We start from the raw sequence: 26,150 nt of genomic DNA on the forward strand, positions 1-26,150 counted from the left end.
AAATGACACGACTCTATCATGTTCGGCATGATAAAAAAAAGGGGTAAACAGTGAGTAAAGAGACCAATCGTTGGACATTAGCAGAAGTAACCGCCATTTATGAGCAACCTTTTAACACACTTCTCTACACGGCTCACAGTATCCACAAAGAAAACCATGATGCGAATGCGCTACAGTTAGCAAAATTACTAAGCATTAAAACAGGAGCTTGTCCAGAAAATTGCGGTTATTGTGCGCAAAGCGGGCATTACGCGACACATGTTGAAAAAGAAAAACTCATGACTGTGGACCAAGTGTTAGCCAAAGCTGCTGAAGCCAAGGAAAACGGGGCTAAGCGGTTTTGTATGGGGGCTGCATGGCGTTGCCCACCCGATAAAGCTATGCCTGAATTAAAGGCAATGATTGAAGGGGTAAAGTCAATGGGTTTGGAAACCTGCATGACTTTAGGCATGCTCGAAAAAGATCAAGCTGAAGCATTAAAAGAAGCAGGCTTAGATTTTTATAACCATAATATTGATACCTCACCTTCTTACTATGACAAAGTGGTTACTACACGGTGTTTTAGTGATCGATTAGAAACTCTTGAAAATGTGCGGAAAGCAGGAATCAAAGTATGTTGTGGCGGTATTTTAGGATTAGGAGAAACACGTGAAGATCGCATAGAGTTTCTATTTACCTTGGCAAACATGGAGACACCGCCAGAAAGTGTGCCTATTAACCGATTGATCCCTGTTGAAGGTACGCCACTCGCTAGCGCAAAACAGGTTGAAGGCATTGAGCTCGTGCGAACAATTGCAACTGCCCGAATATTAATGCCTAAAAGTGCAATACGTTTAACAGCAGGACGAACCGAAATGGGCGACGAATTGCAGGCGCTTTGCTATTTTGCCGGAGCGAATTCGGTTTTTATTGGTGGGAAACTCTTGACAGAAGCAAACCCTGAGTGCGATGAAGATCGCATTTTATTCAACAAATTAGGATTAAAGGCTTTTGCTGAAGCATGATCAATCAACCACTTATTGAATATCTGTCTAAACTTAAGCATCGAGGTCTTCATCGTAAGCGCATATTAACTAGTGTTGGTGAGAGTGTCATTAACTTTAGTTCTAACGATTACCTTTCGTTATCTGAAGAATGGTGCATTCGTAACGCTTTCCAAAAAGGTTTTGCTCATCATGCTTCAGGTAGTGGCGGATCGATGGTGATTTGTGGATATCATAAAAGCCATCGGGAATTAGAGCATGCATTTTCACAAGCGTTAGGCGTGGACGATGCGCTTCTATTCAGTTCAGGCTATGCTGCTAATCTGGGTATAGTGTCATTATTCGCCTATTTTAATGCTCATTTTTTTCTTGATAAAGGCACTCATGCTTCGTTCTATGATGGTTTGCGGCTAGCAAATGGCAACTATACTCGCTACCCTCACAATGATATTCAAAATTTAACCAATAAGCTACAAACACAACCATCAAATCCCGTTGTGATTGCTGAAAGTGTGTATAGTATGAGCGGTCAAGAAACAGATTTGCGCAAGATGTCTGAACTATGCTCGAACTATAACGCAGATTGCGTTGTTGATGAAGCACATGCATTTGGCATTTTAGGCGAACAAGGCCTAGGTGCTATAAAACGATATGGCTTAAGCCAACAAGAAATTCCGTTAAGAATAATCCCTCTGGGGAAAGCGTTTGCTTTCCAGGGAGCCGTGGTGGCGGGACAAGGGGAGTGGATTGATGCGCTATTACAATTAGCTCGTTCTCATATTTATTCGACTGCAGTTAGCCCCGCGCTCGCCTATGGATTGCTAGAGACTTTAGCTTTCATTCAAAAAGCCGATGATAGGCGACAAAAACTCCATGATTTAATTGATTATTTTCAGTCAGCCATTAAAAATTCGCCGCTGAAATGGCGAAGCTCTACAACGCCCATTCAACAATTGCAACTTGGTTGCCCCTACAAGGCATTAAATTTCGCGACTGAGTTGCGCCGTAGAGGAATTTTTTGTCAGGCGATGCGTGAACCAACAGTGAACAGAAAGGACACAGGACTAAGAGTAGTTTTAAATTTTCACCATGAACCAGAAGATATTGATAGATTGCTCAGTGAGCTTCAGCAAATTGCACATATGGAGCAGGGTAAAAAAGCGAGGGGCACTTTTAATAAAGTGCATAGCACTGACGCTTATGGTGTTATTTAGGAAATCGTCAGTGCTGCGCCAACACTTCGGATTCCTGCCTAACATGAAACAAAACGGTTATTTATGAATTTACATGTCATCATCAAAGGTCAGGGACGACCGTTAGTTCTCTTCCATGGATGGGGGTTTGACCATAATATATGGTTACAGCTTGCTCACCAAATTGATAGAGAATATCAGCTTTTTCTAGTTGACCTACCAGGCTTTGGCTTGAGTTCCCAAATGAGCTGGGAAATTTTCAAACAAAATTTACTTAAGTACTTACCCCAACAATTTAGCGTAGTTGGTTGGTCTATGGGGGGGCTTTTTGCTACAAGGTTAGCCATAGAAGAACCGAATCGAGTAATCCGATTGGTGAATATTGCGTCTTCTCCTCGCTTTATTAAAGAACAAGATTGGCCGGGAGTTGAACAAGCTGTTTTTGAACAATTTTTTATGAATTTGGCAACTTCCCCCCGGCAAACCATTACAGAATTTATTGGCCTGCAGCTAAAAGATCAGACCTATCGATGTACTAATACGCCCATGCCAGATGCAACAAGCTTAAAAAAAGGTTTAGAAATCTTAAAAAATTGGGATTTAAGGGAGCAACTTCATTCTTATACTAAGCCTGCTTATTTTTTATTTGGCCGTCTTGATGCGATCACCCCAAGATCAACCATGGCTGTGATGCAAAAAATCTACCCGCAATTTCGCTATTTTATGTTTGCTAAAGCGGCGCATATGCCTTTTTTATCCCATGAGAATGAATTTATCGCCCTCTTGAAGGATATATTGCCATGAAAATCTACTTTATTACCGGTACCGATACGGATAGTGGTAAAACCTATGTAACTTGCCAACTATTGGATTTTTTTAACAAGCGAAATAAAAAAGCGTTAGCACTTAAACCTGTCGCTTCCGGATGCGATGTGAAAGATGGCCAATTGCTCAGTCAAGATGTCTTAAATTTGCAAAAATACAATTATGATTCGGCATTAGAAATTAATTGCTGGAAATTTGCACCACCAATCTCACCTCATATTGCAGCCAACGAATTGAATTTACCTATAACAGCACAAAAAATTGCTGATTTCTGTTTAGAAAAGCAATTTTCGACGTTTGATTATCTGTTTATCGAAGGGGCAGGGGGCTTAATGGCTCCTCTGAATGAGGAAGAAACTTGGCTTGATTTTTTAAAATGGACACAAATTCCGGCCATCGTTGTGGTGGGTATGCAACTTGGCTGCTTAAATCATGCATTGCTTACTGATGCGGTATTAAAACACAACCGGATAACTTGTGCGGGTTGGATAGCGAACTGTTTAGATAAAAACATGTTAGCTAGAGAGGAAAATATCAAAACACTCTCTTTAAGAATGCATATGCCGCAATTGACAACTATTTCCTATCAAGGAATGCTATCGGATGAAAGTATTCTGCAGAAACTACAGTAAAGACTGCCGTTAATTTACACAGCTACATTGTCCATACCTTATTTAATAAGCTATAATGATAAGTTTTCAAGCCTACACAGGAAAACACAACGGTTGCGGTTTACTCGGATTATCCAGCAAGCCTGCAAATCAAGGTGTGGAGGCAGGTTGTGTGGGGCTTATTGTAAAAACAGTTGAATGGAGATTCGTTGATGCCAATTTATGAGTATGAATGCACAAGTTGCCATCATCACTTCGATTTAATGCAAAAAATTAGCGATGCGCCTGTAAGGCAATGTCCTCAATGCTTTGAAAACACCGCAGTACGCTTGGTTTCTGCTGCTGGATTTCAATTAAAGGGAAGTGGTTGGTATGTGACTGATTTTAAAAATAATAAAAAATCAGAGACAAAAAAAGAAACCACTACCGATACGAAGGCTGAAGGCAGTAAAACTACAGATACCAAAGCGACTACTGGTACAAAAGGTGGTTCTGAGTGAAATCCAAATCGTTGCGCAGTTATCTTCTCACAGGCTTAGTAGTATGGTTACCGATTGTGGTAACCTTCGTTGTACTGCGCTTTATTGTTGATATTTTAGACAACACCATGGCTTTATTGCCCAAGGCTTATCAGCCTGAGCAAGTCTTTGGAGTCCATATTCCTGGACTTGGTGTGATTCTTTCATTGATCTTACTCCTTGTTACTGGTGTGTTTGCAACCAATTTTTTTGGCCAGCGCATTATGGCTTGGGGGGAAGCGGTATTAGTTAGAATTCCTTTAGTCCGTTCAATTTACAATGCAGCAAAGCAAATAATCCAAGCTGTTTTTGCGACTAACAGCCAAGCTTTTCGCAAGGTATTGATGGTTGAATACCCACGAAAGGGATTATGGACAATTGCTTTTCTTACTGGGGCACCACATCCGGAGATGAATTCGCTTGCTGGGGAGGAAATGGTATCCATTTTTGTGCCGACAACACCAAACCCAACATCGGGATTTTTCATGATGATTCCTAAGCAGGATGCTATCGAACTGTCGATGACAATTGACGAAGCATTGAAACTGATCATTTCTCTAGGCGTAATGCAAACTGGATTGCAATTGCAGCTTGAGAAATAAATAAAAATTATTAAGACAGGTGGCGTATGAGATCACATTATTGTGCAAATGTTAATGAAACGATGACAGGCAAGTCAGTGAGTGTATGCGGTTGGGTACATAATCGTCGTGACCATGGCGGTGTGATTTTTTTAGACATACGCGATCGATCTGGCTTAGTTCAAGTTGTTTATGAACCTGAACTTGCCAGTGTTTTTACCATTGCAGAAAAATTGCGTCACGAGTATGTTGTGCGTGTTCATGGGACTGTTCGTCCAAGACCAGCAGGGATGATCAATGAAAAAATGGAAACTGGCCGCATTGAAATCCTGGGAGTGGAGCTGGAAATATTAAACCAGGCACAAACGCCCCCATTTTTGCCTGATGAGCATCAAGCGGTGAGTGAAGATCATCGCTATCGCTACCGTTACATTGATTTAAGACGAAGCGAAATGCAAAATAATTTAATTCTTCGCCACAATATGAACCGCATAATACGAGAATATTTAAACGCGCAAGGTTTTCTTGATATTGAAACCCCGATGCTGACTAAGGCAACGCCCGAAGGAGCAAGGGATTACCTGGTTCCTTCACGAGTCCATCCAGGCCAATTTTATGCGCTGCCACAATCCCCGCAATTATTTAAACAGCTGCTTATGATGTCTGGTTTTGATAAGTATTACCAAATTGTGCGTTGTTTTCGTGATGAAGATTTACGCGCTGACAGACAGCCTGAATTTACTCAGCTCGACTTAGAGATGTCCTTTATTGATGAAAATGTGATTCAGCAATTGATTGAGGGTATGCTGCAAAAGGTATTTAAGGGTATTTTGGATGTTGAGATAACTAATCCTTTACCTAGAATGACTTATAGTGAGGCAATACGGAGATTTGGAAGTGATAAACCTGATCTTCGCATTCCGTTGGAATTGGTGGACATTGCTGATTTAGTAAAAAATTGCGACTTTAATGTCTTTGCCTCAGCCGCTGAAAATAAAGAAGGTAGGGTAGTTGCACTAAAATTGCCAAATGGTTGTGCTCTTAGTCGCAAAGAGCTAGATGATTACGGCTTGTTTGTTGGCATTTATGGGGCGAAAGGTTTGGCTTATATTAAAGTAAATGATCGAAGTAAGGGAATTGAAGGCCTTCAATCACCTATTATTAAATTCCTTTCCGAAGATTGTGTTAACGCCATCCTCGATCGAGTTGAAGCAAAAACAGGTGATGTCATTTTCTTCGGGGCGGGTCATCACCAAATCGTTAACGAATCCATGGGCGCATTGCGGATAAAATTAGGCCATGATCGCAATCTTGTTGAGCCAGGCTGGCGTTTGCTGTGGATTGTTGATTGGCCTATGTTCGAAATGGACATAAAAGCGAATCAATTGGTTGCAATGCATCATCCTTTTACTTCGCCTCAGGAATTGTCCATTGATTCCCTCAAACAAAATCCGACACAAACCCTTGCTAAGGCATATGATATTGTAATCAACGGATATGAAATTGGTGGGGGTTCAATTCGGATCCATCAAACTGCGATGCAGCAAGCAGTGTTTGATTTACTTGGAATCGGAGAAGAAGAGGCCAATGAGAAATTTGGCTTTCTACTCGATGCCTTACAATATGGCTGTCCCCCACACGGTGGTATTGCATTAGGGATTGACCGGTTGGCCATGCTATTAACCAATTCAAATTCAATTCGTGATGTCATTGCCTTTCCAAAAACCCAGTCGGCATCTTGTCTGCTGACCGATGCGCCGTCAGCAGTTGGTAATCCGCAACTTAATGAGTTAGGAATTCGCCTTGCACCCTCTTCGCAAACAAAATAGCTCGAAACGATCTAATGCCAGTGTGAATAGCTGGCATCGGTTGTGGTTTTATTTGATGGTTGGGCTGGCTTTATTTTGGCCAAGCTTAACCCCGCTTTATGCAAAATCAGATGGAAGTGCTAATAAATTAATTGAATACCTTGTTCAGGAAAAAAACAACTTAACGCAAGGCCTCAATGAAACTAAGCTAGTTGCTCCTCCAGCAAATCAAGCAGAATACGATAAGAGCATGCAAGAAAACAAAGCCATGCTAGCATTAAATCGTGCAAAAATAACAAGTCTAGAGAGCTTTCTTGTCAATCAGAAAAAATTACAACAAGATTTCACTTTGCGGCTAAAACGGTTGCAACAAACCCCCTTATCAGATAGCGATCAGATAAACGCACAGCAACGAATATCAAATTTAAATACCCTGCTTGATATCAATAAAAAGGGGATTGAATTAATCACTGAAGATTTAGCTTTAGCAAATCGCTATCAGGATGCTTTGACTGTGCAATCGCAACAATTGGAATTATGGAAATCCAAAAATCAGATGCATCAGCAATTGGAAAAATTGCGCGCTCAAGAAGATAGGCTTCGCGAATCATTAGAAAAGCTTTATGAGAATAGTATCAAGTTACAGCAACAAGCCAAATCAAGTACCTATTCGGTACCCAATTATACTTTAGAAGCAAGGTTATTATTAAACAATCAAGTTATTAATTTAACTCAATACAAAATTGCTGAAATTGATTTACAGAAAAAATTAGTAAAAGCGGATTATAAGTTAGAAAAAAGTCCTGATATCAGAACATTACAAGCGGTCACAGAAACTTATAAAAATGCCATTACCCAATTGGTTGAAATGGAAGAATCATTAAAAAAAATGGTGAGTATGCTCACTAATGAGCAACTACAATTTACTGATGCTAATCTGAAACAGCAATTTTCTGCTTTAATGCGTATAATTAAGTCGAAAATTGAAGGGATTGTTATTCAACAACAAACGCTTCAGGAAGATCTTGAAAACCATGAACAAGAGCTGAAAAAGCAATTATCAGTTCGACAAAGTTTATCTGAATATCGAATCGACAGTTGGCCAACGATCATCGAGCAAATTTCAAAAATTCCAAGTCAATTTTATCACTACATCAAATCATTAGTCCTTAAAGTTAAGGATAATTATTTATGGCAAGATGTACTTCCAGCTACATTATTATGGGTAGCGCTTTTTTCTGTCATTCTTGTTTCCCTCGGCCTTCATCGAATACTGAAACACTTAACGCGAGATAAAGAACGTTCACGCTTATCGGGACATTTATATACTGGTACTTTAACACTTTTGAGTCGTAATTTACCCCATTTGACTTTTGCTACAAGTATTATACTTCTTCTCTACCTTAACCATGTCCTATTTGCTAACTATCAATTATTGCTTAATTTAATTGGAGTGTGGCTTACGTTTCGTACCCTCATATTAATTGCCAGCTTAGCTTTGTTAGAACGCGTAAGCGATGCATCAGGGAAAGATGTGAGTCTCTTCTACCGGCTTAAATGGCTCCTTCTCACTGGGGGTTGGGCAACAGCTCTGATGGTTATTTCAAATGAGCTGCCTTTGTCATCAATCCTACAAGATATCTTCAGCCGTTTGTTTATGTTGTTTTTAGTTGCAGTTTCAGTAGTGGGATGGCGTTCGAAAGAGGTCATTACCCATATTCTCCACCCGTTAATGAAATCTAAGAAACGGTATTTTCGCAATGCCGCTATGTTACTTGTAGTTCTAATTCCACTCACGCTCTTTACTACTGCAATGATAGGGCTTGTTGGATACATCAACCTTGCCTGGACAATGAGCCGCTATCAAATGCAAATCCTTCTACTGATAACTGGCTATGTTTTAATCCGCGGTATGCTGTTTGACGCGTTAGAGCTCCTATCGGAATGGATGATTTCTACGCTGAGCAATGGTTGGTTATGGATAGAGGTTGTATTGAAGCCGCTGGATAAAATATTCCGTGTGTTGTTGTTTATCGCGAGCCTCTATGTCTTATTCCAGTTGTGTGGCTGGTATTCAGATTCTGCAGTCATTTTGACTTTGCGAGAGTATAGTGAATACCCTCTTGTCAATCTATCGGGTATTCATATTACCCCGCTTAGCGCCCTTGAATTTATTATTTTACTTTCGATTTTTGTTTGGGCAGCGAAGTGGACTCGTGAGTTTTGCTATCGATGGCTTTATCGAGATGCAAGAGATGCTGGTATTCGTAATAGCTTATCGGTGTTTACCCAATACGCCGTTATTTTAATTGGAAGCTTAATTACGTTACGCGTTTTAGGCCTCGATTTTAGCGGAATGTCTATGGTTATTGGTGGACTTGCAGTAGGAATGGGATTCGGGCTGCGTGATTTTGCTTCCAATATTGTTGGTGGCATTATGCTGCTTATTGAGAGACCCGTGCGCGAGGGGGATTTAATTACTATAGGTAGTTACGAAGGACGAGTGGCTCATATTGGCATTCGCTCAATGCGCGTTTCATCATGGGATAACATGGAAGTGCTTATACCTAATGCGGAAACCTTTAATAAACCCTTCACCAATTGGACGCATCAAGACAGCATAGTTCGCACCGTTGTTCCAATCAAGGTAAGCAGGGCCGATGATCCGGAAATGATTCAGCAGATCATTTTTGATGCATTGGCTAGTATTCCTGAAATTGTCCTTGACCCGCCTGCGCAGGTATTCTTAAAGCAAATTGATGATGCTTTAATTGAATTCGAGGTGCGTTATTTTATCAATGTGCAAATTCATACTCGCTTTGAAATTCGCTCCAAACTTTTATTTGATATTATGGCAAGATTCAAGGCCGCGGGAGTTAAACCGCCTATACCGCCCATCAGTATAGAATTAAAAGAAGGCGAAGATGAATCACCAGTGCTTATTAAGAAGAAAGTTGAACAATGAAGAAGAGCTTTTGGAGCAATGCCGTTTAATTGAGGGGCTAAGCTTTGCTCAATTGGCAGATTTCTTACAAATTGCCATTCCAGCTGAAAAACATCGCCGCAAAGGTTGGGCTGGTACTGCCATTGAACTTGCCTTGGGCACCACTGCTGGAACAAAATCCATACCTGATTTTACGGAACTGGGTATTGAGCTTAAAACTTTGCCTTTGAATGACAAAGGAAAACCAGCCGAATCTACCTTTGTGACGAGTATCCCCTTGCTTACTATTCATCAACAAGACTGGCCGACTTCGCAATGCTATGCCAAATTAAAACGCGTTTTATGGCTGCCTATCGAGGGAGATAGAAGAATCCCTTTTGAACATCGTCGTATAGGTCGAGGTTTCCTATGGTCTCCAAATCAAGATGAACAAACAATCTTGTCAGAGGATTGGCACGAACTCGTGTCCATGATTGGGATGGGACGTTTGGATGAGATTCATGCAGGTATTGGACAGTATTTACAGGTAAGGCCTAAGGCCGCTAATGCCAAATCACTTTGTTATGGTTTTGATAGTCAAGGATCAAAGATCTTAACCTTACCCCGCGGTTTTTATTTGCGAAGTCGTTTCACTGGACAAATTGTAAAATCTTAAATTGATCCTGGTTTTTATTCTGTCCTGTTCCCTTACCAAGGGTCTCCACTCATTTAGGACATAAAATCATAACTATTTTTTACATCCAAAGTTATTGTTCTTCGGTTTATGCTGGTGTTATTGTCGTTCTTAATATTCTGTTAATTATATTCATTCATAATATTGTGAAATATTTGCCGAAATTTAAAACCGCTTTATATGAAAATTTCTGTGGCGCAAGCTCTCTTAATTCTTATAGACAATAAATCAAAAATTTTAGCTGAACAGTTGAAAATTGCAAAAGATTCAAAAGAAAAAAATTTAAATAAAGAATCAATAGAAAGCATAAAATTGCAAATAGATAAGTTAAAAAAACTCTACTTATGTGGCGCTATAGATGATGAAAATCGATTGGAAATTGCTAATTATCTAAAAGATCCAATTCTAAATTTATATGAAGTATCCTTCGAGCCAGATGTTATTGATAATGACAGCTCACGCCGATATTTTGAAACACATCTTGCTTATGAAACACTTGCAAGTCAACTGGATAAATTAACTCTCATTGAGCTAGAAAAGCATTTGCAGTTGGTGAAGGAAACGGCTCCTGATTATTATAGTGATCTATACACCATTGTTTTAACTATAAAGCAACAAAGTTTTGGCGATAACACAGAAAAGGAATATGGGTTTTATTTAAAAAAATTAAGAGATAACGAAATATTCACTGAATTTTCTGAGGAATCAAGAAAAAAATTAGCTGCTTTAGTCTCTTCTGCTTTTGTGGCGATGATTATTGCTGATAGCAATCCAAATTTATTCCCATTAGATATCTATGGAGAGGGTATTTACCGTCCGGAAGAAAGAGGGAAAAAAGTTAGGGCTGCCGATAAAAAGACATCTACAAGTGCGCTTGGACTCCTAAAAAGCCATATGCCTCTAGCAAGGGATGATGCAGCATTGATGCAGAAACCTCAAAATTTCTTAAAACCATCTGATCAGTCAACTTTTAAACCAGATGCCCCATGGGTAAGAGATAATTTTTCAAGATTAGTGCATCCATTTTCAAACTCCATCTCAGGTACATTGCTTTGCCAACTCCGAGCATTGCTTAAAATAAAGGGCACTCCACCGCCGAATAATTCACAAGTTGAGAGTATCTATTCTTCAACGGATAAAATGAAAACTTTTTTAACCGTATTTATCGCTGCCCTTTTATTTAATTCTGGCGGGCATAGTCTTCATGAATTTGTATCTCCCTTGGGGTTGGATAAAGTAAAGGATGCCTTTGCTGATATCCAACGATTTGACACATTTACTCTTGAAGAACTTTTTTTGACAAACAATCAAGATGCATTCGATGTGGCGTTAAGTAAAGCAATTGATTATAACAATCAAATTTTAAAAATAACTGCGGTCAATGAAGAAATAAAGCAACTTAAGAAAGAATACGACAAACGGACATTAGAGGTAGCGATCAATACCTCAACTTTTAAGGCTGAGACAAGGAGTAATTTTTTACATCAACTTGAGACTAACATTGATAGCTTGAAAATATGTTTTGAATTGTCGGTTAAAATGCAAAATTTGATTGTTGAGAACCGGACAAGAGTAAGTGGTGAATACTTTTCTTTTTATCGGCAGGGCGTAATAAGGCATCAATTACTAGAAAAAAAGCTTAATGGGATAATTGAGGCGCTTAGCCACGGTAATTTAACTGGTGCAACGAAACTAATCGAAGAGACTGTCACCGACTTAGAAACGTTTAAGTCAAGTTTATTTCTTAGTAAAAAAATACCAGAATTAGCAGCGCTTGTTGCTATCCAGAAATCTCTTCGAGGTGTTGTTGATGCATGCCAGCAAATGGAAATAGGTAAACCCTAGCCATTCTAATTCATAACTAATCCTATAAATTGCTCTAAGTGATAAAATTTTGTTATACTGGGAAACTAATTTTGGATAGCTAGTCGAATGTTCGGGAATTATATGCAGCGGATTGATAGGGATGGTAACTATACTGCATTTCCAGGTGTCACAGTCATTGCTGGAATCGGGGACAAGCATATCTCATTTTGGCAAAGTGTTTACCACTTTCTCAGTCAATCCGAATTGATATGTAAATATTATAAGCCGCTGCCATATGAAAGCTATCATATGACGACTTGCAATCTTTATACTAAAGAACAGCACCCAAATGATTGGCCAGCGATCATCACAAGGAAGCGCAGTTTTTTGCAAAAAATTCATGCTGTCCTCAGTGAAATGCTATTAACTCCAAAGGTTTCTATCGACTATATTAGTATCCCTGAGGTTTTACAGTTATATGTCTCGTTACCTGCAGAGCAAGAAGAGTTAATTAAAGCCATAGCCCGTGAATTTGAGTTAGAGGAATATGTTCCTACAAGTTTCCATATCACTTTGGCTTATGAATATAATCCCATAGTAGATCAAGAAGCATACGATGCGATTAAAAATGAATGCGCCAATCTTCTTCATATTTGCCAAAAGGAAGGAAATATTATCCTTGATTGTCCTAAGTTATCTTTTTTTAACAGCATGGAAAAATTTATTCCATGGGATGGGAGAGCTAACCCTTTCATTGAGCATACAACAAATCAAGCTGGTTTTTTTAGAACCCCACAACTCAGCTCTTTTGTAGATACAATTTCATCATGCTTTTCTTGTAAATTTTTTTGAATTAGTACGTGGGCAATGTTAATAAAGCGGAGTATTTCATACTTGCATTAAGCGTAAAATTAGGATTACATAGTTACTAACTTATTCATTTTATGGAGTTATGCTATGAAAAAGCTGTTTATGTTGGGACTTTCTTCTTTGGCTATTGCAAGCGCTTCTACTTTTGCATCTGATGGTTCTCCCGGCCAATTGTCAGGTTCGCCTACGGAGCAAATTATGCAGTTAAATACACAGATCCAAAACCAATTTAACCAGATACAATCGCAAGAGCAAAAGCAAATGGATAAGCTGAACACGCAAATTCAAAACCAACTTAAGCAAATGCAATCCCAGATACAAGACCAAATGCAAAAAATGAACTCTCAACTCCAAAATCAAATAAAGCAAGTGCAGTCAAATCTTCAGGAACAGATTAAACAGGTTCAACAACAAGCGACACAACAGCAACAGCAGCAACCGCAACAACCATCACAACAACCAGCAACTCCAAGTAAAAGCTAATGTGAGATATTAAACGCTTGCCCTCACTTTGTTTTGTTATATCTAGCTTAGTTTAAAATAACTCCATGTTCCCTGCAGTGGAAACTGCAGGGATTAACCAGCAATTCCTGGGAAAAACTTGCGACTTCCAATGTGATCTAAAACAATGCAATATTGATAAATTTCAGCCATAAGCTAAAATTACTAGAGCTTACTCTCATTGAGCAGCCATCCATTATAAACCCAGAGAGTAATCGAAAGGAGTTACAACCATTTAAGGAGAAAAACATGGGTAGTCTTGAAAGAAGCAATAAGGGAACTCCAATAGCTATTGAGCGCACAATGAGTCCTTTTTTCCAAATGCACAAAGCAGTGGATGAGGCTATGAAAAATTTTTACCACATGTTCGAAGCGCCTGAATTTAGTTTTGAACGATTGGAAAACTTAAGCATTTTTCCCGCAATGGACTTAGTGGAAGCAAATGATCATTATACTTTTGAATTCGAAATGCCTGGGATGGGTGAAGAAGACATCAATGTGAGCGTTAATGAAAATCGCCTTACCGTTAAAGGTGAAAAATCAAGCTCCAAGCAGCACAAAGATAAAAACTTCATTAACCGTGAAATAAGGTATGGAAGTTATGAACGAAGTATAGACTTACCACCCTCTGTGGATGCAGAGAAGGCAACTGCTTCATTCAAAAAAGGAATGCTATGGGTAAAAATTCCCAAGAAAGCAGGCAGTAAAAGTGCTTCACGCAAGGTTAAGGTTGAAAAAGCTTCATGATAAGAGCTAATTCTATACGTTAAGAACCACCTCTTCCCCCTGAAATTGGGAAAGGTGGTCCCAAAAATGGAGTTTAAAATGAAAGATAAGCACGCAACATGGTTGTTGATTTTTGATTCAACTCATTGCCGCATTTATGACTATACAAAACACAAAATTGACTTAATTAAAGAAATACAGCATCCAGAAAATAAATTAAGAGACATTGAAATTACCTCAGATAAACCAGGACGCTACCAGGTAATGGGCCAGGCTCATGGGACATACTCGCAACAGTCTGATCCCAAAGAAATAAAGATTGAACATTTCTCCAAGGAAATTGCCGATGTCCTTGAAAACAATAATGCTATTCATGCTTATGAAAAATTAATTCTGGTGGCCCCACCGCATATCCATGGTCTTTTACTCAAGCATCTCGACAAGCAGATCACAAACCGGATAACACACAATATAGAAAAAGATTTAATCCACGTCTCTGAGGATCAGTTATTAAGTCATTTAAATGAGATTTTAGAGAGGGAATAAATTTTTCTTAAAAGTGCAATTGCTATCTCTGCTTGATGTTTTCATTAGTGGAATTTTACAGTGCAATAACTTAACAAGAAGTGCTATCCTATCCGCATTGCCTAAGATTGGTTTGCCCCACAATTTCATTAGTCTAAGCTAGAGATAAGGAAGTCCATAATGAACTTAGCACAAGATAGGGTTGTCAGTGATGCGGATAAAGTTTCGAATGTCCTTAAATGGATTTTACTTATAACAGCAATTACCTGTTTTGCCGGGCTTATTTGGGGTACTTACAAAACTTATCAGCTTGCCCCACCTCTCCCGCAACAATTTCTCACCTCTTCGGCAAAAGTCGTTATGACATCAGATGACATTATTGCAGGCAAAGCCGGTTTCCAACGTGCAGATCTAATGGATTATGGCAGTTTATATGGAATGGGATCTTATTTTGGGGAAGACTATACGGCTAAATATCTAGTGAGATTAGGTCAATTAACTGAAGAAGAAATAGGGCAGCAACGTTTTGGTCAATCATTCATAAATCTATCCGAAGAGGAGCAGTATATTTCTCGTAAAACGATGCAGCAAGCGTTACAACAAATCAACTTAAGTCAACAAACAACTGTTTTGCCTGATCCAGTTGCAACAGCCATTTTTAAATTGCAATCTGAGATTTCACAAAGTTTACTCAATCATAATTTAGAAACAGGTTGGACAAAAGCTTATAGTTTGGATGCACAAAGTGCCTTGCAAACAGCTGATTTTCTTATTTATTCTTCTCTGACAACAGTTGCGCACAGGCCACATCAAAACAGTTCATACACCAATAATTGGCCATACGAACCTACGGTGGGAAATAACCCGACTTCATCCACCTTTTATTGGACTTGGGTTTCTTTCTGTTTCGTATTCTTCGGTTTCGGCGCTATCCTGTACATTTATCATCGATACCTCGCTATCCCCGATAATGCAGCAAAAACACCTATTTTATTGGAATTTAAACCACTCACAGCAAGTCAGAGAAAAGTTGGCCAATATTTTGTGATTGTAGCCTTAGTTTTATTGGCACAGATTGGTGTTGGTGCAATTATGGCTCACTATTATACCGAGCGTACTGGATTTTATGGGATAAACATTAATGGTTTTTTGCCATTCAACTTTTTACGCGATGTGCATATTCAAACGCCTATTGTCTGGATAGCGCTATCTTGGATAAGTTCAGCTGTTTTTCTTGCACCTATCATCAGTAAACAAGAAGCAAAAGGGCAAGGGTTTTTAGTTGATCTGCTGTTTTGGGTCACCCTCTTTATTGTTGGTGGGGCAATTGTTGGTAATTACTTGGGGATTATGGGCTATGTTAATCAATCTTGGTTTTGGATTGGTAATCAAGGGTTATCGTACATACAATTAGGCCGATTGTGGCAAATCGGATTTTGCCTTGGTTTATTCCTTTGGAGTTTCATTGTTTTCCGGGGAATGTGGCCAACCTGGGAGCAACTAAAAACTGCGACCGCTGAATTTTGGACAGGTCGCATTAGATTAGAGCATATGCTTTGGGCAAGTACGATCAACGTTGCAGTGTTATACTGCTTTGGCATGATTCCTCTGACCGGAATAGAGAAATCCTTCACGATCACCGATTTTTGGCGTTGGTGGGTGGTACATCTTTGGGTTGAACAATCGTTTGAATTTTTTGCTGCTGCTGCTACAGCTTATCTTCTGATGGGAACAGGCTTAGTTTCCCGACTTCTCGCTGAACGGACTATGTATTTTGAGACAATTCTTATTTTTCTAGGCGGTGTTATTGGTACAGGACATCACTGGTATTGGACTGGGACACCAGATATTTGGGTGCCACTCGGATCGATGTTTTCTTTCATTGAGGTATTGCCTTTAGTACTTCTTATTATTGATGCTATTGAACATCACCAACTGATTAAGCGGCAAGGTTCTTTTACTTATAATTTGGCTTGTTTATATCTTTTTGGAGCGGCTTTTTGGAATTTTGTGGGAGCTGGTGTGTTTGGTGGGGGTACACTTAATGCGCCACTGGTAAATTATTATGAGCATGGAACATTTTTAACTTTGAATCATGCACATACAGCATTATTTGGTGCATTCGGATTACTTGGTCTTGGGTTAATTTATTTTTGTTTACGTTATGCTGCCGGTGAGCGTCTGCCTTGGGATGAACGATTAGGTATCTGGGCATTTTGGCTCTATAACATTGGCCTTTTATTATGGATTGTTTTAAATTTCTTCCCCGTTGGCTGGGCACAGTTAATGGATGTTTATGAGCATGGTTTAGCGCATGCGAGAAGTCTTGAATTTTATAATACAACATTGCTATGGCAATGGTTACGCTTGCCTGGTGATGTTATTTTTGCCTTAGGCGCATTACTAATGACTTACGATTTTTTTAAAAAGCTTAAGCCCTTTTTCCCTAGACTAGCGAAAATGAATCGCGAACAAGAAATACAATTTCGTTCATTTGATAAGAATGCGAATTTGCAGTAAAAGGAACGGCATAAGTTGTGCCCAACTTACTCTTTGGCAGGTTCGCTTAGATTGAACTAAACTTAATTGAAGTTGGTAATCTTTAGCTGGGGATGAGTAGTATGAAACATGAAAAATTGATTCGGCATTTGGTATCTGAATTTAAACACAAACTGAATGGATTATCATCTGAACAATTAGCGAATTTCAACTTGCAAATTAAGCTTATCCCTACAGTGGGAGAGGAGGCGGGTGGCGCAATGAATGCTCGCCGAGTCAAAACTGAGCCTTCAACCCGATTAGATCCTCTAATACCAGGTAATAGATCTCTTTCTGATTTAAAGAAAGCAAGGTAATTAAATTGTTTAACCCGAAAGAATTAAACTAATTTTTAAGCAATATTATAGGTGCAACATTGGTGGAGGTGGGGTATGGAACGTAAACAACTTATTCAGACTTTGGTGACTCAGTTTGAAGAGCAAATTAGGAGTTTGCCAGAACAAAAATTAAAGGATTTAGAATCTGGTAAATTAGAAATAAGTTTAACACAAGCTGTAGGAAAGGAAGCGGGTGGCAAAGCGGCTTCAACAAAATATAGAAAACTAATATAAGTTCAAATACTTATTGAATAGGTCGTTATATTTCAATTGGTTCACTCTATTTTTTCTTTTCAGAAAGAAGGGGATTTAGGAGTAAGTAATGAATCGTAAAAAATTAATCGAAACGTTGGTGTCTCAATTTGAAGAACAAATTAGAAAATTACCAGAGCAAAAATTACAAGAACTTGAATCTGGCAAATTGGAGATAAGACTAACGCAGGCTATAGGAAAAGAAGCAGGTGGTTTCGTCGAGGCTATACCAGCAGGACCAGGGCCTATTGGACCAGGAAATAGAGACTTGTAATGAAAAATAGTAGCAATTTAAAAAAACAGTGCTACTGCTTCTTACCTGATTGATAACTGCAATTCTCTGAGTCTATCGCTTCTGGCTTGATTGTTATTTCTATGTATAAGTTCAGAAATTTATAGGGTGGTTAGATTGCAGTACTTTTAATTATTTCATTTTCAAAAAAGATGGGATTTTAGGAGTAAGTGATGAACCGTAGAAAATTAATCGAAACGTTGGTGTCTCAATTCGAAGAACAAATTAGAAAATTACCAGAGCAAAAATTACAAGGGCTTGAATCTGGCAAATTAGAGATAAGTTTAATACAGGCTATTGGAAAGGAGGCAGGAGGGTTAACTGATTACAATATTCCAGTTAAAAGCTGGCCTGCCCCCTCCCGAACTCCAAGTCCAAGAGGTGGGAGATAGACCTGGAAATAGATTTCGCAGAGAAATAGTTAGCTTAACAACAGGGCTTTAACCTGATGCAATTTACACTGGGCTAGTTACCCCTATGATAGCCTCAAAGCAAAGTGAAGGCTACTGTAGTTTCTTACCTGTCCTATAAATGCAACTCGCTGAAGCTTGCGCAGTTGGCATGATTGTCATTTCTGCAATATCAACGTGAAGAGGGCGAGTTGCACAAAAGTAAACGGCATCAGCAATGTCTTCTGCGTATAAAGGGTTAAAATCTTCATAAAAAGCTTTTGCTTTCTCTTTATCATTCCAACGCACCTCACTGAACTCTGTTTCTACCGCTCCTGGAGCAATCTCAGTCACCCTAATAGGGCTGCCGAGTAAATCCATACGCATTGATTTTGTCAGCGCCCTAACCGCGTGTTTTGTAGCGCAATAGACGTTACCATTGGGATAGCACTCTTGTCCGGCGATTGAGCCTATATTAATAATATGTCCTTCTTCACGGGCTAGCATTCCCGGCAAAATGGCGCGTGTGACATAAAGTAACCCTTTTACATTAGTATCAATCATTGTTTCCCAATTGCTAATGGAGCCTTGTTGTATCGAATCGGTTGATAAAGCGAGGCCGGCATTGTTAATTAGCACACTAATTTTTTGCCACTCTGAGGGTAAAGAACTTAAAGCGGATTCAACTTTTGCTTTATCCCTTACATCCAACACAATGGGTAAGCAGTGTATACCATGCATTGTTTGCAAATCATTGGCAAGATGCTCTATTCGATCTTGTCGTCGTGCGCAAAGAATAAGATTTGCTCCATTTTGCGCAAAAAGCCGAGCACAAGCTTGACCAATACCACTTGAAGCGCCAGTTATTAATACAATTTTATTTTGTAAATTTACCATATAGGTCTCCTGATACCTCTTTGTTAGGGAGATAAAATGCGTTGATGCCATTGTTCGTTTTGCCAATTATATTCAAGGACATCGGATAATTCGTCTGAACGTAAGGAATAAAATATAAACTTTGAAGGTCTGATTCGAAATCCACAGTAGTAAGGACTTAAGGGTAATTTTTTGTCAATATATTCCTTTTCAATCGCTGCTTTTTTATCTTCGATCACTTTTTTGGAAGGGATTGGCTGCATTGATGTTGGTGCGTAAGCGGTAAACCTCAACTGGGCTGATTGTGGATTAGTATCCCAATAATGCACTACTTCTGCTTGTGATAAAGGTTCAACAACACCGTCAAGAACCACTTCTCTTTGTTTGATTTCAAACCAAAAAGTCAGTGATACTTGTGGATTCTGAATAATATCATTTACCTTTTTTGTCCCTTTTTGAGTGAAAAAGATAAGTTCGCTTACCGTAATTTCTCTTATAGCAACAACACGACTGTGCGGAATGCCATTTAAAGTTGCTGTGGCTAAGACCGCATGCTGAGGGTTGGAAGCACCTGCATTTTTTTCTTCCATAATCCATTGATTTAAAAGTCTAAAGGGCATTCTTTTGATCTCTATTTGTTTGAAATTCTTAATAATCGATGAGGCATACAAAGTGTAGTCGAAAATAGGGAATGCTGACAATTGCCGCCATTTTGATTAGGGTCTAATGATAGAACCGATTAACATCATGCAAAATTGATATTAGTTGCTTACTATCAGGTTTACTATTAGGTAAAGGCTCAACATTCGAATTTTGTATCTCGAAATCTCCAGAAGGGAATAAGTTGGTGATGGTTGTCGGAGTCACATAGCTTATATTGTAATTCCCACTGACGATGATAGGATAGCGGTTATTACTATCAAAGAAATTCATGCCATAACTGTAATCAGAATAAGGTGTTTTACAGCCTAATGCGTCTGACATGAGGGTGGGCACAACGTCATAATGGGTAGTCACATAATTCAATTGCTGTTGTGTTTTACCTGGCCAATGAACGATAAAAGGGACTTTGATTTGATAATTGCTAAAATTGCTTGCATGGCCCCAATAATTCTGTTTATTGTCATTAAATTCTTCACCATGATCTGCACTGATAATAATTATCGAATTATCCCATAAATTAGCTTTCTTGATTCCGGCTAATACTTGGGCAATTTGTTGATCCACAAAATTAACGGAATTTAAATACCGATTTATTAATGGTTGTGCATTATAGCCATTATTAAAAAGATAGCGGCTACAAGACGAAAGTTCCGGCTGAAAAGGGCCTTTATAATTTCTATTCTCACAATATTCATGGGCTGAATCATAAAATAAAAAAGAAAAGATTGGTTGAGCAGGCTTTCGGTTGTCTAAGAATGAAAGAAATCGCTTTGTAATTTCTTGATCCCTTTGATAGGCCCAACCTTTGGGAGGCGAAGGCAAATTAGGTATTTTGTTAAAAATAGTAGAGGCAAAATCAGGTATAGTTAAGCTTGCACTTCCAAATATACCGAATTGATAATTTTTATTAATCAGCTGATTAATAAAAACAGGACTCTTTTTTTGTTCAAAAATGGCTGTCCAATAGGATGCGGGCAAGCCATAAAAAAATGAAAAAATACCAGGCTGCGTTGCATTGCCGCCGCTAAGATGATCTTGGAATTTAAGATTTTCTGAAGCAAAACGATAAATAGTTGGTGTAGCTTCCTTATTCATGGCATCGTAACGCCAAGTATCAATTAAAATCACAAAGATATTAAGCGGACGTGTTTTTTGACTGCATTGTATTGGGTTAATTGGATAAGATAATTGATGATCGGGGAATTTTGATTGAGAAAAATAGTGGCTATAGACATAATAATTCATGTCTTCTTTCGAAACATAAAATAGGTGACGCACTATTTCGGTATAATAAGGGAAGATAGTGCTCTGTCTAATAAAATATTTATTACCCACCACTGTGGAACAGAATGAGACGATAATTAGGATAATGGATACGCAAATAAATTGCATAATCCATTTTGAAAGATTGATGACATTATTAAACCATAAAATCAACGCAATTAATCCCTCAACCAAAAAAATAGAAGCCACAACCAGATAAAATACGAACCATTCATTTTTGGAAAAATAAAAGATTTGATCGCTGTACTGGCTGAAGAGCATTTTGAGAACTAATGAGTTTAGGTGAAATCGATATAACCTAAATACATACAAATCGATTACTAGATATAAAACAAAACAACTTATGAAAAGAACACTAATACAAATTGTAAGCCAATTTTTTGACGTAAATTTGGAAAACAGATAAGGGATAAGCAATGACAAAATAGTTAAAAAAGCAAAATAACTAATATAAGTGATTAAAAGATATAAACTGACAATCGAGCGCGTGAAAAAAGTAGCCTCTTCAAATCCGTTTGTTCCAAAATTAAAGAGTTTAATTGCAAAAGCATCAGCGACATAGTTGCAAGAAAGAGCATAAACTACAATTAAATTGATAAAGAAAAAATGTAAGAGCCATTTGTCAATTATGGCTTGATTTACCTCATTATCTTTCCTCATATAATAAATAAGGCAATTAAACTAATAAAAAGAGCATATTTAATTATATAGTATAGATTTTTATTGTAGCTTTTTAGTTTCTTGCCCACTAAACGTATTTGATAAATGTAGGTGAATAATTTATTAATTAAGCCTACACGCTCATTAGGTAAATTTTTGCTCGAAGCGGCTTTCATTACTGTTCGACTAAAAAAACGATTAAATCGGTTAGCGAGGGCATTGTTGAGAGGGCGTTGGATATCACAGAAAAGAATAATACGATCCTGGGATGTTTTGTTCTCAGCGTGATGCACATAAGTTTCATCGAAAAGGACATCCTGTCCATCTTGCCAAAAATAAGGTTCACCATCCACGTAGATGCAACACTCTTTAGAATTAGGGGTGATTAACCCTAAATGATAACGAAGCGAGCCTGCATAAGGATCACGGTGTTTAAATAGAAAGCTATCTTTAGGGAGAAGGGTGAACATCGCAGCATTGATATTGGGAATTTTTTCAATTAACTCGAGCGATTTGGGGCAAAGTGTTTGTGCGGAATGCATAGGCTCTTGATACCATTTTAAATAAAAACGCTTCCATCCCCGTCTAAAAAATGAGTTAAATCCGATATCGTCATATTTTTCAGACGCTGATATATAACCTTCCTTGTATAAGTACTCTGCTTCTTCACGGATTGTTTGCCAATTATCTCGTAATAGTTTTAACTCTGGAAAATTAGCCAAATCAAGAAAAGGCGTTTTGGGAACTGAAGAAAAAAGATACATGATGGCATTCACTGGTGCCATAAGACTTGAGTGATCAGTCAGCTGGTGTAAAAACTTTAAGCGTACCTTTCCCCGCAAATGAGTGTAAGCAATAGAGAAAATATAGCTTGCGAAAAATAACGTTTTAAAGTTTAAAATCGAGAGGTAAGTCATAAAAATCCATTCGGTGACAATCGGTTATTTCGTACAAGCTATAATCTCCATTAAAACTTGTCAATCAGAGAATGCATCAATAAATAGAGTTGGTGAGTTAAATGAAATCCTATGACATACTTAAAGGTATTTAAAATAAAATGCCTTTAAGTGTGTCAAATGAATTCAATCTTAAAAGTCAACGCCTTTATTGGGCCAAATCAATTGGGTAATCCTGCAGCAGTTATCGTTTCAGAACAATCAATGGATACCCAAACTTGCCAAATTATTGCCGCTAAAAATCAATTACCGGTTACTGCATTTATTTGGAAGCAAGATGATACTTTTTTTATACGGTGGTTTACTCCTTTGTCTGAATTATCCCTTTGCGGTCATGGCACCCTAGCTGCTGCTTATGTTATCTTTCAGAAAAGCCTCACTACGAGGTCCGAAATAACTTTTAATTCTCCACACTGTGGTGAATTAAAAGCAAAACTGAAAGAAAATATTATCTTTTTAAATTTTCCAGCAAAACCAATAACTCGAATAAAATGCCCAGACAATTTAGTCGAAGGACTAGCGGGTATAAAACCAAGAAGCGTTTATGAGACTAAAGATCGTTTAGTCGTTATTCTAGCAAAATCTCAAGAAGTTAAAGAAATAACACCCCAAGTCGAGATTCTAAAGACTTTATCCTATCCAGGAATTGTTGTTACTGCTCGCGGAGAACAGGTCGATTTTGTGTCGCGTACATTCTATCCTCAAAAACCTAATTGGGAAGATGCGGTTACTGGGGCTTCTCACTGCGCTTTAGTTCCTTATTGGGCTGCATTGCTTGAGAAAGATAGTTTGCATGCCCATCAACTTTCGCAACGCGGGGGAGAGTTGTTTTGTGTTAATCAGCCTAATCGAGTATTAATAGGTGGGAGAGCCAGTTGGGCAAAGATTACTTAAAATGGTAGCGATATTTTAGTAAGCGTCTGATTTCCATTTCACAATTAAAACGTCTATGCTTAATAATTATCTTAGGGAAGGATAAGGACTAGCCATGACAACTGACATTTTCATTTGTTCGCCAACGCGTACAGCTATTGGAACCTTTAATGGTACGTTGAAAAACACATCTGCTCCTCAACTGGGTGCAGCTGTTATCAAGGAAACGCTTAGGCGTGCGAAACTTTCACCAGACAAAGTAGAAGCAGTCGTAATGGGTCAGGTTGTCCAGGCTGGAGCAGGCATGAATCCAGCTCGTCAAGCAGCTGTCCATGGAGGAATTCCTGTTGATGTACCTGCTTACACAGTGAATCGGGTGTGCGGTTCAGGTGCTCAAGCTATTGTCTCTGCTTATTTAGAAGTCGTCAGCGGCAATATCCATTGTGCAATTGCCGGAGGCATGGAAAACATGGATCTTTGTCCTTATCTTCTAACCTCAGCACGCTGGGGATATCGGATGGGCGATAGCAAGATCATTGATAGCATGCTATTGGATGGTTTGCATGATGTGTTCTCAGGAAATCATTCGGGTTGGCATACTGAAGATCTTGCAGAAAAATATTCGATTTCCCGCAATGAACAGGATTCATGGGCACTGCGCTCTCAACAACGTTTTTCCAAGGCGCAAGCAGAGGGTAAATTTGATGCTGAAATTACTCCCATAGAAATCAGTAATCGTAAAGGAACCGAATTATTCCAAAAAGATGAACATAATCGTCCTGATACAACTGCAGAAACCCTTGCGAAACTAAAACCAGCTTTTCGCAAAGAAGGCACTATTACGGCAGGTAATGCGCCAGGATTGAACAGTGGTGCAGTCGCTATGATTATTGCGGATGCCGATTTTATTTCCTCGCATCACCTTAAGCCAATGGCCCGCATCGTAGCCTATGGAGTCGGTGCTGTTGAACCAGGTATGTTTGGCATCGGCCCGGTTTCTGCTGTTTTGCAGGCATTGCAACGAGCAAAATGGAAATTGCCTGACATTCAGCGAGTGGAAATTAATGAAGCGTTTGCAGCAATTGCTATCGCAGTGACGCGTGAGATTGGATTCAATGAAGAAATTGTCAATGTCGAAGGTGGGGCTATTGCCCATGGCCATCCTATTGGTGCAACTGGTGCCATTTTAACTACACGCTTATTGTATTCGATGAAACGTGACGGATTAAAACGCGGCATGGTTACATTATGCATTGGCGGTGGCCAAGGGATTGCTCTGGCCCTAGAGATCTGCAATGAGAATACGTGATGCGGTTCTCAGCGTTTGTTATAAGGAGCGCTAATCGCGCGCTCCTCGCTGACACCTTTCAGTAAAATTTCTCATGGATGGCACTGCTTTTTTTAGGATAGCCTTGACTCAGTTCTTTTTATTCCAGCAACGATGACATCATCATTATCGTTATTACTACCTTTCGCAGCTTTCTTGGCAAATTTATGATAAAACATTTTACAGGGCATTTCCTCGATGGCGCCTTCTTTATTGACATCAAAACGGGAACAATGTGAGCCATTATCCTTTTTTTCGATATAAATTTGATGCCTGTCTTGTAAACCGTCATCTCGGACAACTGGATAAGTAATTAGCGCTTGATCAAATTTATCCAGCAACGTTTCCACTTGTTGCTCGCTTTCTAGCTCTCGAGCTTTTACTGTTTTTTGATTGTAGGGAATATTATGATCTACGAATACTGCATGTAAACCGTCCTTTCCTTGCTTAATAAGTTCAATTTGGTGCTTTTCTTCTTTTTCCGCTTCTTGGAAAATATGGGAGGCACTGCCTTTTCTAAAACTGTCATTACGCAAGCCTAGCTGCTCTTCAAAGTATAAATTGACCATCGGGGAACAAATGCCATCATCAGGACCGGCACCAACTTCTTCTAGGATTTCATCTTGATTGGTAAATGGTTTTTCAGCACTGGTGTTTCCTTCATCAGACAGGGATGTCATTATTTTTTGTGTTGAGGTTGGGCTTCTTTCAGATGCGTCATCTGATTGTGCGCAATGAGAATCTGAATGTCCTAAAACAGCATTTTTTAAAGCGGTTAATTGGGTTGTAGCAAAATTGACAACATAACTGACTGGTGTAACTAGGAATTTAGCCCCCGCCCAATGCTCTGAGGGCGGGCTACTAGCATTATCGCCACTTGAATTTGAAGAGGATTCATAACTAGTCTCAGATACTTCATAAAAGCTAGGGAGATCCCCATATTTCTCTTGGAGCTCAACTTCTACTTGATTGTAATCCGTATCACAATAGTCATCCCAGGAAATGCCGCCTTGACTATCTGTCTCAAGCGGCAAAGTTGTATTAGCAACAGGAAGGGTCGCTTTAGCATCTTCTACAACGTTTGGATCTCCAAATGCATCTTCCATAGTGGCTTCCTCGTACAGTTATTTCATGGAAA

At 38.9% G+C, this 26,150-nt stretch carries 27 protein-coding genes; 22 read left to right on the forward strand and 5 right to left on the reverse strand.

The features are described from left to right. The first annotated feature begins 50 nt into the window (after positions 1 to 50). The 20 genes from bioB (at position 51) to LMI_RS07550 (ending at position 18,376) form a co-directional block, all read left to right on the forward strand. A complete protein-coding gene (bioB, locus tag LMI_RS07460) occupies positions 51 to 1,004 on the forward strand; it encodes a biotin synthase BioB (RefSeq protein WP_045099234.1) in 954 nt (317 codons plus the stop codon). Beyond that, complete coding sequence (locus LMI_RS07465; RefSeq protein WP_064102963.1) at positions 1,001 to 2,197, forward strand: aminotransferase class I/II-fold pyridoxal phosphate-dependent enzyme; 1,197 nt, start codon at positions 1,001 to 1,003, stop codon at positions 2,195 to 2,197. Before bioB ends, LMI_RS07465 begins: the two co-directional genes overlap by 4 nt. 63 nt (positions 2,198 to 2,260) lie before the next feature. After that, a complete protein-coding gene (locus tag LMI_RS07470) occupies positions 2,261 to 2,980 on the forward strand; it encodes an alpha/beta fold hydrolase (RefSeq protein WP_045099235.1) in 720 nt (239 codons plus the stop codon). Then, complete coding sequence (bioD, locus tag LMI_RS07475; protein ID WP_045099236.1) at positions 2,977 to 3,633, forward strand: dethiobiotin synthase; 657 nt, start codon at positions 2,977 to 2,979, stop codon at positions 3,631 to 3,633. Before LMI_RS07470 ends, bioD begins: the two co-directional genes overlap by 4 nt. Before the next feature lie 55 nt (positions 3,634 to 3,688). Continuing rightward, complete coding sequence (locus LMI_RS15315) at positions 3,689 to 3,838, forward strand: hypothetical protein (protein ID WP_153280298.1); 150 nt, start codon at positions 3,689 to 3,691, stop codon at positions 3,836 to 3,838. Beyond that, entirely contained in the window at positions 3,825 to 4,112 is a 288-nt protein-coding gene (locus LMI_RS07480; RefSeq protein ID WP_045099237.1) for an FmdB family zinc ribbon protein, read from the forward strand. Before LMI_RS15315 ends, LMI_RS07480 begins: the two co-directional genes overlap by 14 nt. Beyond that, positions 4,109 to 4,732, forward strand: a complete 624-nt coding sequence (locus LMI_RS07485; RefSeq protein WP_045099238.1) for a DUF502 domain-containing protein — start codon at positions 4,109 to 4,111, stop codon at positions 4,730 to 4,732. Before LMI_RS07480 ends, LMI_RS07485 begins: the two co-directional genes overlap by 4 nt. A gap of 26 nt (positions 4,733 to 4,758) precedes the next feature. After that, positions 4,759 to 6,540, forward strand: a complete 1,782-nt coding sequence (gene aspS / locus LMI_RS07490) for an aspartate--tRNA ligase (protein WP_045099239.1) — start codon at positions 4,759 to 4,761, stop codon at positions 6,538 to 6,540. Next, positions 6,515 to 9,484, forward strand: coding sequence for a mechanosensitive ion channel domain-containing protein (locus LMI_RS07495; protein WP_231852109.1), 2,970 nt, complete (start codon positions 6,515 to 6,517; stop codon positions 9,482 to 9,484). Before aspS ends, LMI_RS07495 begins: the two co-directional genes overlap by 26 nt. Next, a complete protein-coding gene (gene mutH / locus LMI_RS07500; RefSeq protein ID WP_045099240.1) occupies positions 9,444 to 10,118 on the forward strand; it encodes a DNA mismatch repair endonuclease MutH in 675 nt (224 codons plus the stop codon). The genes LMI_RS07495 and mutH overlap by 41 nt, the downstream gene beginning before the upstream one ends. Before the next feature lie 198 nt (positions 10,119 to 10,316). Beyond that, positions 10,317 to 11,981, forward strand: coding sequence for a hypothetical protein (locus tag LMI_RS07505; protein ID WP_058393256.1), 1,665 nt, complete (start codon positions 10,317 to 10,319; stop codon positions 11,979 to 11,981). An 87-nt stretch (positions 11,982 to 12,068) separates the two neighbouring features. After that, entirely contained in the window at positions 12,069 to 12,794 is a 726-nt protein-coding gene (locus tag LMI_RS07510) for a DUF1868 domain-containing protein (protein ID WP_052679487.1), read from the forward strand. Positions 12,795 to 12,899: 105 nt separating this feature from the next. Beyond that, the gene (locus LMI_RS07515) at positions 12,900 to 13,295 is read left to right on the forward strand and encodes a hypothetical protein (protein ID WP_052679488.1); all 396 of its coding nucleotides are present in this window, start codon (positions 12,900 to 12,902) and stop codon (positions 13,293 to 13,295) included. Positions 13,296 to 13,562: 267 nt separating this feature from the next. Continuing rightward, entirely contained in the window at positions 13,563 to 14,060 is a 498-nt protein-coding gene (locus LMI_RS07520; protein WP_045099241.1) for an Hsp20/alpha crystallin family protein, read from the forward strand. A 78-nt stretch (positions 14,061 to 14,138) separates the two neighbouring features. Then, positions 14,139 to 14,585 carry a host attachment protein gene (locus LMI_RS07525; protein ID WP_045099242.1) on the forward strand — a complete coding sequence of 149 codons (447 nt, stop codon included), beginning with the start codon at positions 14,139 to 14,141 and terminating at the stop codon, positions 14,583 to 14,585. A gap of 159 nt (positions 14,586 to 14,744) precedes the next feature. After that, complete coding sequence (locus LMI_RS07530; protein WP_045099243.1) at positions 14,745 to 17,084, forward strand: nitric-oxide reductase large subunit; 2,340 nt, start codon at positions 14,745 to 14,747, stop codon at positions 17,082 to 17,084. A gap of 101 nt (positions 17,085 to 17,185) precedes the next feature. Next, positions 17,186 to 17,419, forward strand: a complete 234-nt coding sequence (locus LMI_RS07535; RefSeq protein ID WP_045099244.1) for a hypothetical protein — start codon at positions 17,186 to 17,188, stop codon at positions 17,417 to 17,419. Between the two features lie 75 nt (positions 17,420 to 17,494). Further along, positions 17,495 to 17,674, forward strand: coding sequence for a hypothetical protein (locus LMI_RS07540; protein WP_045099245.1), 180 nt, complete (start codon positions 17,495 to 17,497; stop codon positions 17,672 to 17,674). Positions 17,675 to 17,762: 88 nt separating this feature from the next. Next, the gene (locus LMI_RS07545; RefSeq protein WP_045099246.1) at positions 17,763 to 17,966 is read left to right on the forward strand and encodes a hypothetical protein; all 204 of its coding nucleotides are present in this window, start codon (positions 17,763 to 17,765) and stop codon (positions 17,964 to 17,966) included. Between the two features lie 191 nt (positions 17,967 to 18,157). Beyond that, on the forward strand, positions 18,158 to 18,376 hold the full coding sequence (locus LMI_RS07550) for a hypothetical protein (protein WP_045099247.1): 219 nt from the start codon (positions 18,158 to 18,160) through the stop codon (positions 18,374 to 18,376). Positions 18,377 to 18,487: 111 nt separating this feature from the next. On the opposite strand, the gene LMI_RS07555 is transcribed toward LMI_RS07550, so the two are convergent. The 4 genes from LMI_RS07555 to LMI_RS07570 are packed head-to-tail and all read right to left on the reverse strand — an operon-like array spanning position 18,488 to position 22,773. Then, positions 18,488 to 19,270 carry an SDR family oxidoreductase gene (locus LMI_RS07555; protein WP_045099248.1) on the reverse strand — a complete coding sequence of 261 codons (783 nt, stop codon included), beginning with the start codon at positions 19,268 to 19,270 and terminating at the stop codon, positions 18,488 to 18,490. Positions 19,271 to 19,293: 23 nt separating this feature from the next. Then, entirely contained in the window at positions 19,294 to 19,950 is a 657-nt protein-coding gene (locus LMI_RS07560) for a pyridoxine/pyridoxamine 5'-phosphate oxidase (protein WP_416419465.1), read from the reverse strand. 22 nt (positions 19,951 to 19,972) lie between these two features. Continuing rightward, complete coding sequence (locus LMI_RS07565) at positions 19,973 to 21,856, reverse strand: sulfatase-like hydrolase/transferase (protein ID WP_045099250.1); 1,884 nt, start codon at positions 21,854 to 21,856, stop codon at positions 19,973 to 19,975. After that, positions 21,853 to 22,773, reverse strand: a complete 921-nt coding sequence (locus tag LMI_RS07570; protein WP_045099251.1) for an aspartyl/asparaginyl beta-hydroxylase domain-containing protein — start codon at positions 22,771 to 22,773, stop codon at positions 21,853 to 21,855. Before LMI_RS07570 ends, LMI_RS07565 begins: the two co-directional genes overlap by 4 nt. A gap of 159 nt (positions 22,774 to 22,932) precedes the next feature. Here LMI_RS07570 and LMI_RS07575 point away from each other — a divergent pair, with 159 nt between their 5' ends. Further along, positions 22,933 to 23,706 (forward strand): PhzF family phenazine biosynthesis protein, encoded by a 774-nt coding sequence (locus LMI_RS07575; protein WP_045099252.1) that lies wholly within the window; start codon positions 22,933 to 22,935, stop codon positions 23,704 to 23,706. A 94-nt stretch (positions 23,707 to 23,800) separates the two neighbouring features. Next, a complete protein-coding gene (locus LMI_RS07580) occupies positions 23,801 to 24,994 on the forward strand; it encodes a thiolase family protein (RefSeq protein ID WP_045099253.1) in 1,194 nt (397 codons plus the stop codon). Positions 24,995 to 25,086: 92 nt separating this feature from the next. On the opposite strand, the gene LMI_RS07585 is transcribed toward LMI_RS07580, so the two are convergent. Continuing rightward, positions 25,087 to 26,118, reverse strand: coding sequence for a hypothetical protein (locus tag LMI_RS07585; protein ID WP_045099254.1), 1,032 nt, complete (start codon positions 26,116 to 26,118; stop codon positions 25,087 to 25,089). Between the last annotated feature and the right edge of the window lie 32 nt (positions 26,119 to 26,150).

The organism is Legionella micdadei (assembly GCF_000953635.1).
Lineage (GTDB): Bacteria > Pseudomonadota > Gammaproteobacteria > Legionellales > Legionellaceae > Tatlockia > Tatlockia micdadei.